The following is a 16,843-nucleotide window of genomic DNA, read 5'->3' as shown; positions in this document are numbered from 1 at the left end:
GTTAACGACTTATATTACTATTGTCCAAAAAATAAAACTGTTAGAAATTAAAGTTTTTCAGGACTTACGCACGGGTCATGGAAGAACGAACCACAGAGACACAGAGTACACGGAGGAATGAGAGTTTGAGAGGTTTTTTGCGTAAATCCTATTTTTATTTAATTAACTGCATAAAAAAATCGCCCCCTGAATTCAAGAGGCGCGTCACCAAGGTGGTGTAGAGACGCGGCATTTCGCGTCTCTAGTTCTAGCTAGCAACGTATTCTTGAACATTGGCACGACGGCGACGCAGATGAGCCAAAGCCTGATGCTCTAACTGGCGGACACGTTCACGGCTGAGATTCAATCTCTCACCCACTTTTGCCAATGACATTTCATTACCATCTTCTAAACCAAAGCGTAGGGCTAAAACTTCTCGCTGTTGCGGGGTTAGTTCTGCTAGCAGGTTGTTCAAGTCTTGGCGTAAGAATTCCTGGTTGGTGTAATACTCTGGCGATGGGCCGCCATCTTCGAGCATTTCTTGCAACTCAGTATCCTGGTTATCGCCAACTTTAACATCCAAAGACACTGGTTGACGCGCCATGTTCAAATATTCGCGGATCTGAGCAGGTTCTAGTTCTAGTTCTTTGGCAATTTCGGCTGGAGTGGGCGATCGCCCCAAGGTTTGAGCCAACTCACGCTGTACTTTCTTGATTTTATTCAGTTTCTCGGTAATGTGGATCGGTAACCGAATGGTGCGACCTTGTTGAGCGATCGCCCGGGTAATCGCTTGGCGAATCCACCAGTAAGCGTAAGTCGAGAACTTATAACCCCTCATTGGGTCAAATTTCTCCACACCCCGCTCTAATCCTAGTGTTCCTTCCTGAATTAAATCCAGAAACTCCATATTCCGCTTTTGGTACTTCTTGGCAATAGCAACGACCAAGCGCAAATTCGCTTCAATCATTTTTTGCTTTGCCCGCTTACCTTGCGCCACCGTTTGTTGTACCTCAGTTTCCGATTCTTGAACCTGGTCAGCCCACTCTGATATATTCGGTTCGCGGTGCAGTTTCTTCGCCAAAGCTTCCTTGGCGTCGATAAACTTCATCATTTGTTGCACCTGCTTCCCATAGACAATTTCTTGTTCACGGGTTAGCAGTGGTACACGCCCAATTTCCCGCAGATAGGTTCGCACCATATCAGCCGTGAATTTGGTGTTAAGATTTTCCGTTTGGGTGTTGACAGTAGGCATTCGTGTGTTATCCTCTACTCCGTAAACACAATGTATCTTTTGTTACTAAAATCTTTGGAGAAAGGTAGTACATCTATCACGAAATATCGGGAGCTACCAAAAGCAATTATCAATCGATACAGCCGTTGTTAAGACGGCAAGCCCCCAATGATAGGTTCCCCTACCTCTCCTAAATTTTCAATCTCTTATAATAAGCACGCTAGTTGTTTTTGAGAATTCTTCTTTTGGGCAGTTACTGATAGTAACTGGAAAATCCGAAGTCGGTATGAGTTTTACTTACCTTTATAATACGATAAATCAGGCGGATAGTAAAGTATCTTAAGATAAAGCGTCTAATTATAATTCAAAAGCAATCGTTTGCAAAAATAAATTGAAAATTCCTTAAAATTACTTACTACATCTATAGTGACGCCAAAAATCCCCCTTCTGTTGCCAAACAGTAGCCGGATAACCGAACTTAATTGGCTGTGAGGATGGAGGGATGTTACGAATTGGGCATGGGGCATGGGGCATTGGGCATTGCAAGAGAAGAACTCAAGACTAATGACCAATGAGCAATGGCAAATAACTATCTAGAATCCCAGGTCAGCTTTGGCTAGTTCAGCAGCGGCAAATACTTCTGCATCAGGTTTTTCTTCCCAGGCTGGCTCACCAATTTCTTCGTAAAAAGTTGCGTCGTAAGGACGGGTACGCACTACTACCGGCATCGGAACAGCATGACCCAAAATTAAGGCTTGTTGCTTAGAGTCTAACTTTGCCAACACCGATCGCAGCCCGCTACCACCAGATACACCTGTAAAAATTGCGTCAATGTCTTTTTCGTCATTAAGCAAAGCAGTAATGCGAGTCCCAATTTGGGACATAACTTCATTATCTATTCCTGATGGGCGTTGATCAACTACCAAAAGTGTGACAAAATACTTTCGCAGTTCACGGGCGATAGTTCCAAAAATCGTGCTTTGTACCACTCCTGGGTCAAGAAAACGGTGCGCCTCTTCAATGGTAATCATCAATGGCGTCGGGCGATCGCAAGGATTTTTGCTTTGCAGGAATTTATCTGCTTTTTTGACATAATGCTCGTGAATCCGTCGGGTGATCATATTCGTCACCAACATATAAGAGAGCATATTTGACTGGGAACCAAATTCTATCACAACATTCTTCCCAGATTCCAGGCATTGCACAATTTTACTAATATAATTCTGGGGGCAAACTGCTCGCATATACTTCAAACTATCCATCCGCAAGAGTTTGCGCTGCAATGCCATAATCGAGCCTTTGTGTCCACGCTTCTCGTCGCAGAACATCTCAATTTCTTCGTTAGTCATGTTCAGCAACTGGACAATCCAGGACTTGCCAAACTCGCTATATAGAATATTGGCATTATCCAAGGCTGCATCAGAGAGTCCTAAATCTCGACTACATAACTTAATATCTTCAACTTCTATTTGCTCGTAGCTCAAATAAAGTTCTTGAGCATCACGCACACCCCGACGCTTTGTCGATTCCGGGTCGAGAGTATAAACTTCCACCTTACTGGGAAAAAGTTGTTTTAGACCCTTAACAGTATTTACGTTCTTACCTTCTGCAACGGCTTCCCAGCCATACTCAGAGTGCATATCAAAAATCAAATTTACTGCCGCACTTTTACGGATAACACCAGCTAAAAGTAACCGCGTTAGAAAGGATTTACCAGTACCAGATTTTCCAAAAACCCCATTACTGCGTTCCACAAAGCGATTCAAATCGATGCAAACTGGCACATCCATATCCAAAGGTTTGCCGATGGAAAAATTGCGCCTTTGGGGGTCATCTTCCCAACCAAATACGCGGCGAAAATCGTCAACACTTGCTTCGTAAACTTGACTAAAGTGGCTAGGAATAGTTTTAACAGGCAACAATTCCATAGTAGTACTGGTTTGTGGCACAAATGAAGCCAAACCCGTCACTGATGGAAGAAAGGGATTTACCGATTTGCCATTTGTGGGGGAGAAAGATTCTTCAGTTTCGGGAGTGAACATCAACATCGGCGCTAGGTTGATAGTACCGTATGTACCACTTCCGGCTAAAACATCTCGTAAAAAAGTATCTTCCCAATTGGGTGGATTAGCAATAATTCGTGCATTAGCAGCTCCCAACGCTACATCTGTCAGCATACAAAAAAAGCGCGATCGCATCCCTTGCACAACGAGAAATTTACCCACCCGCATATCTTCCACAGAAATGTCAGGATGCAATCGTACTTCTAAACCTTCAGTTAGAGAACCTTGAATAACCGAACCTAATGGCTGTACCGAATTCATCTAGTTAATTACATGATTGTGGTGCGCTATCTTATGTTGAATTTTAATTGGATAGGGCAAAAGTTGCGAATAAATTAGGACTCATTCAATTTTAGATTTTAGATTTTAGATTTTAGATTTTTTCTTCAATCCCTTCTCCCTTGGCGTTAGCCTCTCCCAAAGGGAGAAGGGGAGACGCTGCGCGAACGGCTAGGTGCAGTCACTCATGGGGGAAGACTGCACTGCTTCACCAAAATCCAAGTTGCGCTTCTAGCGCCCCAAAGGTGCGACCTAAAATCTAAAATTGGCAGAGTTTGAAGTGCTGAGTGTGAGGGAATAATTAATGCCCAATGCCCAATTACTTAATCAATCTGAATCGAAGTTGGCGCACTTCCCGTTGGTGGAGTGGTAATGATTAATGGTTTGCGGAATTGGGCGTAAAGGCGATCGCGCCAGGTGAAAAATGGTTCATAATTTATATTCTCTGCAAAGATTGGCAATCCTTTACCTCTAATAGAAGCTGGTAAATCCAGATAGGGCCCAGAGGGGAACTTGAGCAATATTGATAAGCTAGCTACTGCCAAGTCAGCTAAAGTCGGCTCATCTCCTGTTAAATAAGGACTATCTGCCAATAATAACGTTACCGCTTCCAAGTCTTGTTTTAAGGATGCGATCGCTGACTGGATCACATCTGGGCTATAACCTACCCCAACACCCAACAGTGTCAGGAAGTCACTAGGTACTCCTTGAACCAGACTTTTAAATATATCTGGTGTTGAGGTGGGTAATAAAGACTTGCGGAAATTTTGATCTTGACTTAATGCAGCAAATAGTGCTTTGCGACCTTTGATACCTATGGACTCATCAGCCCATTCTTCTATTAATAAAGTTAAGCCCCGTTTTTTGGGATCTTGCGGTATTATTGGGCGATCGGGATACTCTAAGTCTAAATACTTAGCTATTTTCGTAGAATCCGCAATATATTTATTACGATCCTTTAATACTGGGACTTGTTTCTGACCAGTCAGCCGGAACAGTTCTACTTGTCCAATTCCAGGTGTAACCTCTATTTTGCGGTAATCTAGTCCTTTAAAATCTAGAATTAGGCGCACTTTCTCTGAGTATTGAGAGAGTTCCCATTGGTATAATTCAAGCATATTGTATACCTTGTAACTGGTCAACTTTTTAACTTTACAATTGTAATTGTATCTTTAGTTAAAGTAATTTTTCTTGACATTAGGATTGAACTTATAAGTGGTTACGCAAAATTATTTATGTGATTGCGAGTGAAATTAAATGTATATTTAATTTTGTACTACTACTTACCTGATTTCTGGCAAGATTATCGATTTAAAAAATATTATTTTCTGAATGATTAAAATATCAAGTAATTAAATAATTTAATTTGGCATACATAAATCAACCTAACCGCTCAGTCGTGATTCCAATTTCATGTGAAGATGTATTGGATATTCATACTCACAACTCTTGCTCTACAAAGATTTTATAGTTTGATATTCTGTGCAAGCTCACAAAGAATTGGTATGAGTCTTCAGCAGTTACTTTAATTTCCGTCACTGTTAGCCTACGTTAAAATATCTAGTACACTATGGCTATGGCGGAAGCTTGCCTAACTTTCACAAGGGATTTTGCCCTAAGTCTTCTTAATTGAGATGGTAACTGAATTTGAGCCAAGCTATACTAGGTACTTAATTTCTGTACTTTTGCTGAGTAATCAATGATTAATTTCGACATTAAAGCCTTATCCATAAAGAATTCCGGATTTTTGAATCAACTATTAACTTGCGTACATCTTTGTATATAAATTTGCTTTTAAGTAGACTATTTCTCAGAGCTTGTTGTAACTCATAACTTGTAAATATGATATTTTTCCACGTTCTTAGAGTTGACGCTACACCAAGTAAGGCTTTTTAACTTCTTTTGGTGTAATGCAGAAAATCCGCTCAATTTACATGAAATATATGGTAAGTATATTTAGTACTTGTCAAGCGTGAGTCGAGGTTGGATATTTAACCTAATCAACACAAATTCTCCTGGAGAAAAATCTTACTTCCCTCTCAAGTTAGATTTTGTACATAGTAAAATGTTATAAATCTTTATGTAATGTATAGACAAAGACAAACAAAATTTATGAAGACGAATTACAGCAAATTGCTGACCGCGTTGACAGGCATAGCAGGATTCACTAGTTTCAGCCTTGTTATTACTTTACCATCTGATGCAAAATTAGCGCCAAATCCTAACCCTAGTATTTTCAACGAAGCTCCATATAACCAGGGTCAACGCCTTCAAGTAAACGCTCAATACACACCTGCTGAGGCTGCTTCCGAAATAGAGAAAGGCAATACCAAACGCAAACAAGTAGCGCAGACAGGTGGTGTCACAAATCCCAGACCAAGTATTTTCAACGAGCCTCCCTATAACCGTGGTAGTAACGCTACACCTAGTGAACCTACACCCCGCACCCCACGCGCTATCCCAGGATCTCAACCTACCACACCACCAACACAAGTACCATCTACTGAGACACCTACTCCAACTCCACCAGGGCCAGGGGCAAGTGACAATCAAGGCAAAAACTTGTTAGCGTTGGCAGAGTCAAACGCTTCTTTTACCACCTTAACCAAGGCTTTGAAAGCAGCAGGATTGACCGGATCTTTGCAAGGCAAAGATAACTTAACTATTTTTGCACCCACTGATGCAGCTTTTGCTAAGTTGCCACCAGATGCCTTGCAAGAATTGTTAAAGCCAGGTAACAAAGAAGTATTGATGAAGATTTTAACTTACCATGTAGTACCTGGTAAGATATTGTCCACTGATTTAAAGTCTGGCGAAGTTAAAAGCCTTGAAGGTGGCATAATCAACGTTAAGGTTGATCCTGCTACCGGTGTAACTGTCAATGATGCTAAAGTGACACAAGCAGATATCACAGCCACTAACGGTGTAATCCATGCAATTGATCAGGTGATTTTGCCTCCTGACTTGTAATTTTTAAGTACAAGTACACTAAGTAACAGAATTAGGTCAGTACTAAATATTAATACGTAAAAAACCGTTCAAATGTTAATTTTGAACGGTTTTTTGTAAGAAAGGTGAGTTAAATTAATAACCCCGCCTACTTAACTTTTCCCAGCATATAGAAAACCTCACTTCCATTCCTCTCACCTTGTAGAGAAGCAGGGCTGTTTCATTTGAGAAGGGAGGAATTTTGTCAACAGCATGGGCGAGAAATTTAGGGAAGTAGCAAAAAGATAAATTACCGTCTCAACGAGTAAATTTCAGTGCGTTGGCGTTGGCATAGTCTCTGGTAGAGAAGCACCTTGTAGAGTTGGCATCGCCATTTTATTTTCCAATCAGATTTTTTAATCACCTGATTTTTTTGACTTAGACGCTTGGAAATCAGAGTTTTTAGGAAATGAAACAGCCTTGCTTGTAGGGAAAGGGCTTAGGGGGTTAGGTTTATCGTTGGTTTTTCTCCATGCCGTGAAAAGTCAGCCCCGCCTACAAGTTCGTGCAATATAGTTAGGACAATATAGTTAGGATAAGATTTAATACCCCCTACTTTTCCCTTAAAAAAGGCTTTCAAAGGTAAGTTTTTCAGTCCCACACAAAGAATTTTAACGAAACCAGAAATAGTTTATCATTCAGCTAGGTTCTTAGCCAGTTAAAACCTCAAAGCAGCAAGTGACTACAATTGGCTGAGTCCCTAATCTAAATCATTGAGGTATAGGCAGACTACCTTGTAGTATCATCTGACTTGCCCTAGCTTGACAGCTGGCGCAGGCACAGCCAAACATCTGCATGGCAAGCTGTTTGACTCTTTCATTAGCACGTATTGATGGGTATTGGGGATATTCTTGTGAAGCAGGTGCAGCAACTGTCTGTGTGTCGGTGGGTGTTAAGGTAGGATTGGCTAAATCTTGAGGAGAAAGCTTCTTAGCAAAAGCTGGATTAACAGTTAGTAATGTTAAAGCCAAAAAGCTTGAGCTGCAAAGCAAAGCCATGACAATTTTATTCATAATTTACACCAGTAGTAGACTTGATCTTTAAGTTGAGCTTAGACGAAAAAATTATAAATCGCCATAAAAATTCTCAATATCAATATCTGTCGTAATGTCATCTCAGACACCAGTTTTATTTAGGTTGAGGGAAACTACCTTGTAATACCATCTGACTTACACGAGCTTGACAGCCAGGGCAGTCACAGCCAAACTTCTGTATAGCAAGCTCCTCGATTGATTGAGTAGATATGATTGATGGAAATTCGGGGGATTTTTTAGTTACAGATGTATTAACTGTCTGCCTCTGGCCTAGGTTCAACTTAGGAGAGGTTAAATCCTGAGGAGAAAGCTCTTTCGCAAAAGCTGGATTGACAGTTAGTAATATTAAAGCCAAAAAGCTAGAGCCGCAAAGCAAACCCATGACAATTTTATTCATCATTTCCCTGAGTGCTAAACCTTATTATTAGTTGAGTTTAGACAAAAAACCTACAAATCACCAGAAAAATTAAACTTGTTTTTAGTTGCCAAGTGGCGATTGATAGAGCCACTGATTTCTATCGAAATAACAATTACTTTTTGTTTGCAATCAGCCTTTGATCTTTATCTTGCATTTCTAAAAGTTCAGGGATAGTAACAAAGCTATAGCCCTGTTTCCGAAAGTTTGCAATAATTTCTGGTAAAGCTTGTACGGTTTTAGAGCGATTACCACCACCATCATGCATTAGCACAATTCCACCTGGCTTGGCCCTCCTAAACACATTATTAATTAATTTTGGTACAGCAGGACGTGAGTAGTCTACAGAGTCAGATGACCAGCGAATGATGGCATATTTGCTATTTCTAGCGTAATCAGCCACCCCATTGTGCATGAGTCCCCCTGGTGGTCGAAACAAATTTGTTTTAATCCCTGTCACTTGATAAATCAAGTCTGCTGTGTGGACAATTTCATAGGCAGCTGCTTGTGGATTCAAAAATTGATACCAATGATGCCAAGTATGGTTGCCAATTACGTGACCTTCAGCAATCTCCCGCTTTACTAAGCCTGGATAATTCTTCACGTTTTGCCCAATGAGGAAAAATGTCCCTTTGATCTGATTTTTTTTGAGAATATCCAGTACTTGCGCGGTACTCTCAGGCCATGGCCCATCATCAAAGGTGAGAGCAATTACTTTCTGTTCAGGAGTCAATTTTGCCGAGTCAACTATTGCCCCTTGAAAGCGTAGTGGCACAGCATAGGAGAAACCCTTTACTTGTACTAATTGCTGCCAACTGTTAAGCATCGTCGCTTTTAGTTCTTCAATCTGCTGCTGAGTTCCAACCTTGACTGGTAGATTGTTTACATTTATATTCTTTGTACTTTCAGCCTCAGAGGAGCTTGATTTGATAAGCATCATCGTGCCAGCACTCAAACCAGCACTCAAGACAAGCAACATAATTAATATTTTTTGCAGACCAAAAAATGACTTATTTTCCTCCACTTCATAGCTCCTTCAAGGGTCGAACCATCTCTTTTTTTACAATTCTGGCAGTTTTTTATCTTCTGGTAAGCCTTGCCATGCAAGCTACAGCATAAATGGTATATTTTTTAAAGTTAGCTCCAACCTTGACTCTGAAAAAATACTTTACTCTACGGATAATCTAAGTCTCTATAAGCAAAACCCTCAGCATGAAAGTGAGAGCCTTCTTAGGCGTTAATTTTTGTAAACTATGGGGTATGAGGGGAATTTCGAGAACTGTAAAAGGCAATTAATCCTGCCTTGTTAACATCAATATACTTATGTAGGTTTAATATTGCATATCGTATTGACAAAGCCATTGCGAAATTATGACGAAGATGTGACCTTACTTGAGTGATCACGGCACAGGGCAGACTCGTTAAAAAATTTATTTGATCCCCGACGGCGCAAGATGAATGAACACCATTGACTGCTGAAAGTTCTGCAAATAAGGCTTTAGAGTGAGTCACAGAATCTCCCCCACTTACTTTTAGTTTAACTCGCTTAAAAAAGGGATTTTCAATAAATCATCCATTTTATGGGATGGGCATCTTGCCCATCCCACAATAGGTCACTGCATACTTTTTTCTTTGGAAATTCCTTAACAGGTTACAGGCTCGACATTACATCCCGTGCTACTGCTAAAGTCTGATCAATATCCTCTTCGGTGTGAGCAAAAGACGTAAACCCAGCTTCAAACTGAGAGGGTGCTAAGTAAACACCATGCTCTAACATACCACGATGAAAGCGTCCGAATTTGGCTGTATCAGACTTTTTCGCATCTTCGTAGTTATGAACTGGGCCAGAGGTAAAGAATAAGCCGAACATCGCGCTGATTTGACCGCTGCAAGCCGCATGACCATTTTCTTTGGCAATTTGCAGCAAACCATCTGCTAGCTTTTTAGTAATCCGGTCAAGATACTCGTAAGTACCTGGCTTTTGCAGCAGTTCTAAAGTCTTAATACCAGCAGTCATCGCCAGGGGATTACCTGAAAGAGTTCCAGCTTGATATACAGGACCAGCAGGCGCAATCATTGACATAATATCCCGGCGACCACCATAGGCTCCTACTGGCAAACCACCACCAATCACCTTACCCAAGGTTGTTAAATCGGGAGTGACGCCAAATTTTTCTTGAGCGCCACCGTAAGCAATGCGGAAGCCTGTCATCACCTCGTCAAATACCAATAACGCTCCATGCTCGTGAGTCAGTTCCCGTAATCCTTCTAGGAAGCCAGCATCAGGTGCAATAAACCCAGCATTGCCGACGACTGGCTCAAGAATGACACCAGCAATCTCGTCGCGGTTTTCTTCAAATAAGGCTTTAACTGCTTCTAGATCATTGAAAGGCGCGGTTAGAGTGGTGCTAGTTGCCGATTTAGGAACTCCTGGTGAGTCTGGCAAGCCAAGTGTAGCAACCCCAGAACCTGCCTTCACTAGAAACGTATCGGCGTGTCCGTGGTAGCAGCCTTCAAACTTGATGATTTTGTCTCGGTTGGTGAAAGCCCGCATCAGCCGCAAAACTCCCATACAGGCTTCAGTTCCAGAGTTGACAAATCTGACCATTTCCATACTAGGAACGGCATTGATGACCATTTCTGCCAAAACATTTTCTAGTACTGAGGGAGCACCGAAACTTGTACCTTTTTCTAAAGCTTCATGCAACGCTGCAATTACTTCTGGATGAGCATGACCGCAAATAGCTGGGCCCCAGGTGCCTACATAGTCTATGTATTGGTTGCCATCTACATCCCAAATGTATGCGCCTTTAACACGATCAAAAACAATGGGTTGTCCGCCTACAGATTTAAAGGCACGAACTGGAGAACTGACTCCTCCTGGCATGAGGTTTTGAGCAGCGGCAAAGACTTGTTGTGATTTTGTTGTTTTAATTGTGGTATTTACCAAGGTTTTCTCCTAACAGTGGGCAATAAAAAGCTCTATCTTAGGATAGTGTCAAAAACTGCTTAGAATTTCTATCCTATAAAATTAACTGAACAGAAAAATAATAATATGTTATACAAGTCAAATAAAGATTTGCCTTTAGATGTTCAAACTCGATTATCTGAAGCATACCAGGATCTTTACCGAGCAGCTTTTAACTCGGCGATCCATTGGTATGGTGAAGCCTCAAAAGCTCACAAAGTCGCGTTGAGTGCTGTAAAGATGCAGTCTGCTATGGAACGGAATGCTCTTGTTGAAAGCTAGATAAGATAGTTCAATTCAAAAAAACATGCCAGCGGCCCTATTCAGAATGGTATCGTGAATCCATGAATTATTCTAATTAGAGCAAACTAGCTGGTATGTCTTCTAACGATTCGCGATCGCTGCATTACGCCATCCCTGTTGAGGAAATTCGCTACGATGAACGGGGTCTAGTACCTGCAATTGTCCAAGATTATTTGGATGGTACTGTCCTGATGATGGCGTGGATGAATCAGGAGTCGTTACAAAAGACTTTGGAAACTGAAGAAACTTGGTTTTGGAGCCGTTCCCGGCAAGAATTGTGGCACAAGGGGACTACTTCTGGACATATTCAGAAAGTGCAGAGTATCCGTTATGACTGTGATAGTGATGCGCTGCTCATAGGGGTAGAGCAATTAGGAGATGTTGCCTGTCATACTGGAGAACGCAGTTGCTTTCACCAAATAGAAGGGAAAATTGTCCCACCACCAGGAGATACATTGTCGCAATTGTTTCAAATAATATGCGATCGCCGCGACAATCCTACTGAAAGTTCTTATACCTGTAAGTTATTAGCAGGTGGTGATAATAAAATTTTGAAAAAAATCGGTGAGGAAACTGCTGAGGTGGTAATGGCCTTCAAGGATGATGAAGCAGATGCGATCGCAGGTGAAGTGGCTGATTTGCTATATCATACTTTGGTTGCCTTAGCTCACCATCAAGTTGATTTAAAATCGGTGTATCGCAAGCTTCAAGAACGTCGTCAATAGAGGGAATAATAAGTCATTTTACCGTGGGTGGAATGAAGCTTTTAATCAGCCCAAATTCGATTCAGGTACTGTAAAATTACCACGACGATCGCCACACTCAAAGAAAAGCCTAGCCAGATACTATCAGTAATAATTCGCGGTTGATCTAATGCCCATCCACCCAAGGGATGACCAATAAAATAGCCAACACCCCAGCACACAGCGTTGATAGAGAAATAAACGCCGCGTTGATTTTCAGGGGCTAACTCAGTGACTAAAGAGGCAGCAGATGGGGTATAAGAAACAATCGCAACAGCAAATACTCCCAATGCCAATGCTACCCAAACCAGATTATGAGATGGGGCAGTACCGCTTACCCAAATCAGGGCAAAACCTATTGCCCACAAAATAGCAGATACAGTAAGTGCGAGTGTGTGAGAACAGCGTTTTAAGGCAGTTGTAACAGGCAATTGACAAATGATCGCTAGCACCAGATGCCAAGCAAATAGAACGCTAATCGTAGTTTGAGCAAATCCTTCGGTAGTGCTTTTGATCACAAAGTTTTTGAAGTAAAGCGGGAGGGTACTGTGGATTTGAGAAATATAGATTGTGAAGAATATATTAACTGCTATGTAGACAAGGAAGCGGCGATCGCTTAATACTGTCATCCAAGAAGCAAAATATTGTGTCTTTTCGGATTCCCCCATCTGCTGTTGTTCTGTTTGATTAATTCCCACATAGACAACCCCAAAAAATACCATAAAAGAGATGGCATCAATCACAAATAGCCAGCGATAACTTCCAATTATCGCGATAAAAAACCCAGCAAGCACAATTCCTATAGCTAACCCAAGATTATCTGCTAATCGAGCGATCGCAAAAGTTTCCCGGCGATTGTCAATCTGGCTGGCATCAGCAACAACAGCTTCAGCCGCCGGCCAATATAAACCTATCCCTAAACCGCTAATCAAGCTACCAATTACCAAAATAGTAAAATTACTGGTTGTAGCTAAAACTAAAGAACCAATTGCTGAAATCGCCGTCGCTAGCAACAAAGTGCGGCGGCGTCCCCATTCTCCAGAATCAGCCAAGGAACCACCTACAATCCGCCCGACAATGCCGGAAATCGAGGCGCTACCCAAGGCTACCCCGACACTAGTTGCAGATAAACCAACTTGATTGACAAAAAAGATCGGGGCGTAAAACAGGGTAAACCCAGTGCCGACTTCCGAGAGGAATCTACCAATTGCGAAAATCCATATCTGGGGATGTATCGAGGGCAGCCACGATGATAGCTGAGATTGAGAAGTTAGTTTCATGAGCTTAAATGTCATAGTTTTGTGACATTTTGGTAATTCTTATCATTTGCGGCAATTTTCCTGACTCATTCCACAGGGTTTCCACAGGGATTTTAGCAGTTTTCCACAGGTACTCTACGAACTAATGGGCTTCTTGCCGTCTTGCTGGGGATTGTTAATTAACTGTGGCAAGGAACTTCAAGGACTGAGTTTTTGTAAAGTAAAGTAATAAAAATTAGGCTCTAAAGCTGATTATTCCGTTCGCATTTATTTTTTATACAATCGTTTTTAACATTTCGCAGCATTGACAAACCCACCCCCTCTTAGCGCACAATGATTCGGCTTGCTTTTGTAGTCCGTTCAAGCGTTGGTATCAAATGTGTAAAATATATTACCTTAGATGTGGGCGCAGATTGTCGGGCTAGCGAAAGAGCGTGTGAGGTAGCTTTGGCCGTTTCACCGCAAGCAACTTGTCCCTCTTGATTGTCCTCATAGGAGGAAAATCTCATGAAAGCAACGGTTAGCATCTTTACAGAAATTCCCGAAACACTGCACGAATCCTTAAAAAACTACTTAGAAACCCATCCCGATTGGGATGAAAACAGGGTATTGACGGCGGCGTTATCATTGTTTTTACTCCAAAATGGAGATAGCGATCGCCGTGCTGCCCGAGTCTATCTGGAAACTTTGTTCCACCACTCCTCAGTAGAAATGCCCAGGATTGATTCACCCGCAACCGCTAATCTACTAGACAACCCATAGGTACTGGTATAAAGGGCGTTATTCTGGCTCATGTCCTAATAAAGGCACGCAAACCGTGCCCGATTAATGGGATTTTGACCCAATAGCGATCAAGCATATCGGGGCAATATTACAACAAAAAAGATCAGTAGATTCTGATCCTTAAAAAGGTTCCAATAGTTTCTCCTATTGCTAAAACTAATTGGTAATAGCGCAAGATTTAGAATTGAGGCAAGACTTGAGTATATTAGCTGACCGTTAGTACTTATTATCTAACGGTTTTCTCTTGGATACAAACACGCTCGTAGGGGCGCATAGCTATGCGCCCCTACGGACTCCAACCTAAGCACCGTTATATCTACCAAAACGGTCAAATGCAAAGAAATATTTTCCAGTGGACTCTCTCACCTGTTCACTGTCTTAAACGGATAAAGAAATATCTCAAATAACGGACTGGTCTGTATTTGAGGAATATCTACCTATTTTGATTGTCTAAATTTGTCTTTTACTAAAGTCAAAGAAATTCATTAATTCCTCTCCCAAGAGTCAACAGTCAAGAGTTAAAAAACTCTAGACTATAAACTCAGGACTTGGCTTCCAAGTGCTGGGGGTGAGGAGGAGATTCAAACTTATACCCTACACCACGTACAGTTTGAATTAATGCTGGCTGACTAGCATCAATTTCAATTTTTTTGCGAATTTGGCCGATATGGACATCTACAACCCGCTGGTCGCCGACGTATTCATAGTCCCACACCTCTTGGATTAGTTCTGCACGTCGCCAAACTCGACCTGGATGACTGGCTAAAAAATGCAACAAGTCAAATTCCAGAGCAGTTAAGGGTACTGGTTGATTATTAAGTGCCACCTCTCGTCGCACCGGATCAATCATCAGTTTTTCAAATACCAAGCGTTTCTGCTCGGCATTAGTTATCACTCGTTGACGCCTCAAAATAGCTCCGACTCTGACTTCTAGCTCTCCTAGCCCAAAAGGCTTGGTGAGATAGTCGTCAGCACCTTTAGAAAAGCCGCGAATTTTGTCAGCTTCGTCAGCACGGCTAGTCAACATCAGAACAAAAACACCATTACGACTTTGCATCTCTTGGCAGAGGTTAAACCCAGTTACATCTGGTAAATTAACATCCAGAATTACCAAATCGGGGTTAAATTGCTCAAATAGAGATAAGGCTGTCTTTCCATCTTCGGCAGCCTCTACCTGATAGTTCTGCTTAATCAAAAAGCGTTGGATTAAATTCCGAACCGCAGGGTCGTCGTCAACTACAAGAATCTTGGCAGGAGCCATGACCATTACTTTGCACAAATATACGTAAGATTAACAAGAGGGTTGCACAGAAACGCAGTTGCCACTTTCGGACTAACTAAGAATCTACATAGCTACGGCATTATAATCCTGATCATTCAAAAATAAATACTCTAATCAGGATTGTGGGCAATGAGAACGCGAAACTTGTGTTACCCACAGTATATAGGCGCTCTGACTTTAGCCGCAACAGTTCTTGACACCAAGACACCTTCTTGATCCCAGTTAGGTGGTAACTTAAAACGTTTCAATTTTAAATCGATATTGTGGATATATACCACAAGCGATTATTCAGTATAATTAAAAAAACTCTATTAGGGCACAGTAAGTTGCCAAATCTGAAACAGTAAAGTTGATTTTTTCATAAAAACTATGTGTTTTAGGTACTCTCCGTTCAAATTCTAGATTAGAGCCAGAACTGGGCAACGACATGAGGGTATACACGGAGTTATAGCGATATGTTAAAGTGACTATAGTTGAAATTACAAAGTCAATTAAACTAACCCGTGCTACCATCCTGGTAGGGCATAAAATAGGTCGAGACTTTAGTTTCGATTAAAACAAAACCTAAAGCCGTTTTTTTCTTCGACAAAAGACTGCCGCTGACTGAGGCTGAAGTAACAAACTCCCATGAGCGATCAAAATCCCTACGAAAAACTTGGGGTATCAGAAGAGGCTAGCTTCGATGAGATTCAGTATGCTCGTAATCGCCTATTCGAGCAGCATAATGGCGATGCCAAGCATTTAGAAGTAATTGAAGCAGCTTACGATGCGATTTTAATGGATCGCTTACGGATGCGCCAGGAAGGTAAAATCAAAGTCCCTGAGCGTATCCGGTTTCCAGAGTTGCGAGTGCAATTGCCTCCTAAACAAAGTCCAACCCCTCGTGAGCAGTCACCTGCATGGCTGCAACGGATGCTGGATCAGCCAACGCCTCCGGATATACTCTTACCAGGAGCTTGGTTTGTTGGTTTGAGTTCTATTAGTGTGTTTTACCCAGAGGGAGGCGATCAGGTTTTGCAGTTAGCATTGGTGGTTGGGGTAGGCACCAGTATTTACTTTCTCAATTGTAAGGAAGGTAAATTTGGCCGAGCAGTTTTGTTCACCCTGGTCAGTTTAATAATTGGCTTAATCGCTGGGGGACTAGTTGCTAGCTGGCTGTTACCACAAATATCATTTATCAGTCTGGGAATAAATCAGTTCTCTACTGTAGTGACGTTTATATTGTTGTGGTTGGTTAGTAGCTTTCTCCGCTAAACCGCTACCTGCAAGCAAATTTTTATCAAGAAGACGTGGTTTATGTGTGTTCTTCTTAAATAAGAAAGTCAGGAGTCAGAATAGGTATGCTGACTCCTGTTTTAATTGGCAACCTGAATGCTGATTGACGTGAGTTCGACTGATCACATCAGTCGAATCAAAAGACCTCTAATACCATTTCTGTATGAAGCTGCGCTAAATTATCACCAAGGGTAAATTTGGTTTAAGCGTGATGGGTTTAAGATTACAAGTCGAAATAAAA

Annotated in this window: 13 protein-coding genes and 1 pseudogene; 5 read left to right on the top strand and 9 right to left on the bottom strand. The window is 41.6% G+C overall.

All coding sequences use genetic code 11. From position 1 onward, the window contains the following. Positions 1 to 247: 247 nt before the first annotated feature. The 3 genes from V7K46_RS29870 to V7K46_RS29860 all read right to left on the bottom strand — a co-directional run bounded on the left by V7K46_RS29870 (position 248) and on the right by V7K46_RS29860 (position 4,670). The gene (locus tag V7K46_RS29870; protein ID WP_335119728.1) at positions 248 to 1,231 is read right to left on the bottom strand and encodes an RNA polymerase sigma factor, RpoD/SigA family; all 984 of its coding nucleotides are present in this window, start codon (positions 1,229 to 1,231) and stop codon (positions 248 to 250) included. Between the two features lie 572 nt (positions 1,232 to 1,803). Beyond that, positions 1,804 to 3,534 (bottom strand): helicase HerA domain-containing protein, encoded by a 1,731-nt coding sequence (locus V7K46_RS29865; protein WP_298907470.1) that lies wholly within the window; start codon positions 3,532 to 3,534, stop codon positions 1,804 to 1,806. A gap of 341 nt (positions 3,535 to 3,875) precedes the next feature. Further along, positions 3,876 to 4,670, bottom strand: a complete 795-nt coding sequence (locus tag V7K46_RS29860; RefSeq protein ID WP_335119725.1) for a glutathione S-transferase family protein — start codon at positions 4,668 to 4,670, stop codon at positions 3,876 to 3,878. Between the two features lie 994 nt (positions 4,671 to 5,664). Between V7K46_RS29860 and V7K46_RS29855 the strand changes: the two genes are divergently transcribed. Beyond that, positions 5,665 to 6,522, top strand: coding sequence for a fasciclin domain-containing protein (locus tag V7K46_RS29855; RefSeq protein WP_335119723.1), 858 nt, complete (start codon positions 5,665 to 5,667; stop codon positions 6,520 to 6,522). A 728-nt stretch (positions 6,523 to 7,250) separates the two neighbouring features. Here the strand turns inward: V7K46_RS29855 and V7K46_RS29850 are convergent. The 4 genes from V7K46_RS29850 to hemL form a co-directional block, all read right to left on the bottom strand. Next, positions 7,251 to 7,553, bottom strand: a complete 303-nt coding sequence (locus tag V7K46_RS29850) for a hypothetical protein (protein WP_335119721.1) — start codon at positions 7,551 to 7,553, stop codon at positions 7,251 to 7,253. Between the two features lie 115 nt (positions 7,554 to 7,668). Continuing rightward, positions 7,669 to 7,974: a hypothetical protein gene (locus V7K46_RS29845; protein ID WP_335119719.1), complete on the bottom strand. Its 306-nt coding sequence runs from the start codon at positions 7,972 to 7,974 to the stop codon at positions 7,669 to 7,671. 130 nt (positions 7,975 to 8,104) lie between these two features. Further along, positions 8,105 to 9,013 carry a polysaccharide deacetylase family protein gene (locus V7K46_RS29840; protein WP_335119717.1) on the bottom strand — a complete coding sequence of 303 codons (909 nt, stop codon included), beginning with the start codon at positions 9,011 to 9,013 and terminating at the stop codon, positions 8,105 to 8,107. A 627-nt stretch (positions 9,014 to 9,640) separates the two neighbouring features. Then, positions 9,641 to 10,939 (bottom strand): glutamate-1-semialdehyde 2,1-aminomutase, encoded by a 1,299-nt coding sequence (gene hemL, locus V7K46_RS29835; protein ID WP_335119715.1) that lies wholly within the window; start codon positions 10,937 to 10,939, stop codon positions 9,641 to 9,643. Between the two features lie 105 nt (positions 10,940 to 11,044). On the opposite strand from hemL, the gene V7K46_RS29830 reads away from it, so the two are divergent. Together V7K46_RS29830 and hisIE are read left to right on the top strand one after the other, a co-directional pair. Further along, positions 11,045 to 11,239, top strand: coding sequence for a ChaB family protein (locus tag V7K46_RS29830; RefSeq protein WP_273769461.1), 195 nt, complete (start codon positions 11,045 to 11,047; stop codon positions 11,237 to 11,239). A gap of 95 nt (positions 11,240 to 11,334) precedes the next feature. Next, positions 11,335 to 11,985, top strand: coding sequence for a bifunctional phosphoribosyl-AMP cyclohydrolase/phosphoribosyl-ATP diphosphatase HisIE (gene hisIE / locus V7K46_RS29825; protein ID WP_335119713.1), 651 nt, complete (start codon positions 11,335 to 11,337; stop codon positions 11,983 to 11,985). A 41-nt stretch (positions 11,986 to 12,026) separates the two neighbouring features. On the opposite strand, the gene V7K46_RS29820 is transcribed toward hisIE, so the two are convergent. After that, complete coding sequence (locus tag V7K46_RS29820) at positions 12,027 to 13,283, bottom strand: MDR family MFS transporter (protein ID WP_335119711.1); 1,257 nt, start codon at positions 13,281 to 13,283, stop codon at positions 12,027 to 12,029. Positions 13,284 to 13,769: 486 nt separating this feature from the next. Here V7K46_RS29820 and V7K46_RS29815 point away from each other — a divergent pair. After that, positions 13,770 to 13,961: pseudogene (locus V7K46_RS29815) on the top strand (DUF2811 domain-containing protein); the annotation flags it as partial. A 625-nt stretch (positions 13,962 to 14,586) separates the two neighbouring features. Here the strand turns inward: V7K46_RS29815 and V7K46_RS29810 are convergent. Next, positions 14,587 to 15,306 carry a response regulator transcription factor gene (locus tag V7K46_RS29810; protein ID WP_334872043.1) on the bottom strand — a complete coding sequence of 240 codons (720 nt, stop codon included), beginning with the start codon at positions 15,304 to 15,306 and terminating at the stop codon, positions 14,587 to 14,589. Positions 15,307 to 15,954: 648 nt separating this feature from the next. Between V7K46_RS29810 and V7K46_RS29805 the strand changes: the two genes are divergently transcribed. Next, positions 15,955 to 16,581, top strand: coding sequence for a CPP1-like family protein (locus V7K46_RS29805; RefSeq protein WP_335119709.1), 627 nt, complete (start codon positions 15,955 to 15,957; stop codon positions 16,579 to 16,581). Positions 16,582 to 16,843: the final 262 nt, after the last annotated feature.

The organism is Nostoc sp., from assembly GCF_036917395.1.
Classification (GTDB): domain Bacteria; phylum Cyanobacteriota; class Cyanobacteriia; order Cyanobacteriales; family Nostocaceae; genus Nostoc.
Note: the sequence above shows the minus strand (reverse complement) of the source record. Positions and strands in the feature narration are given on the sequence as shown.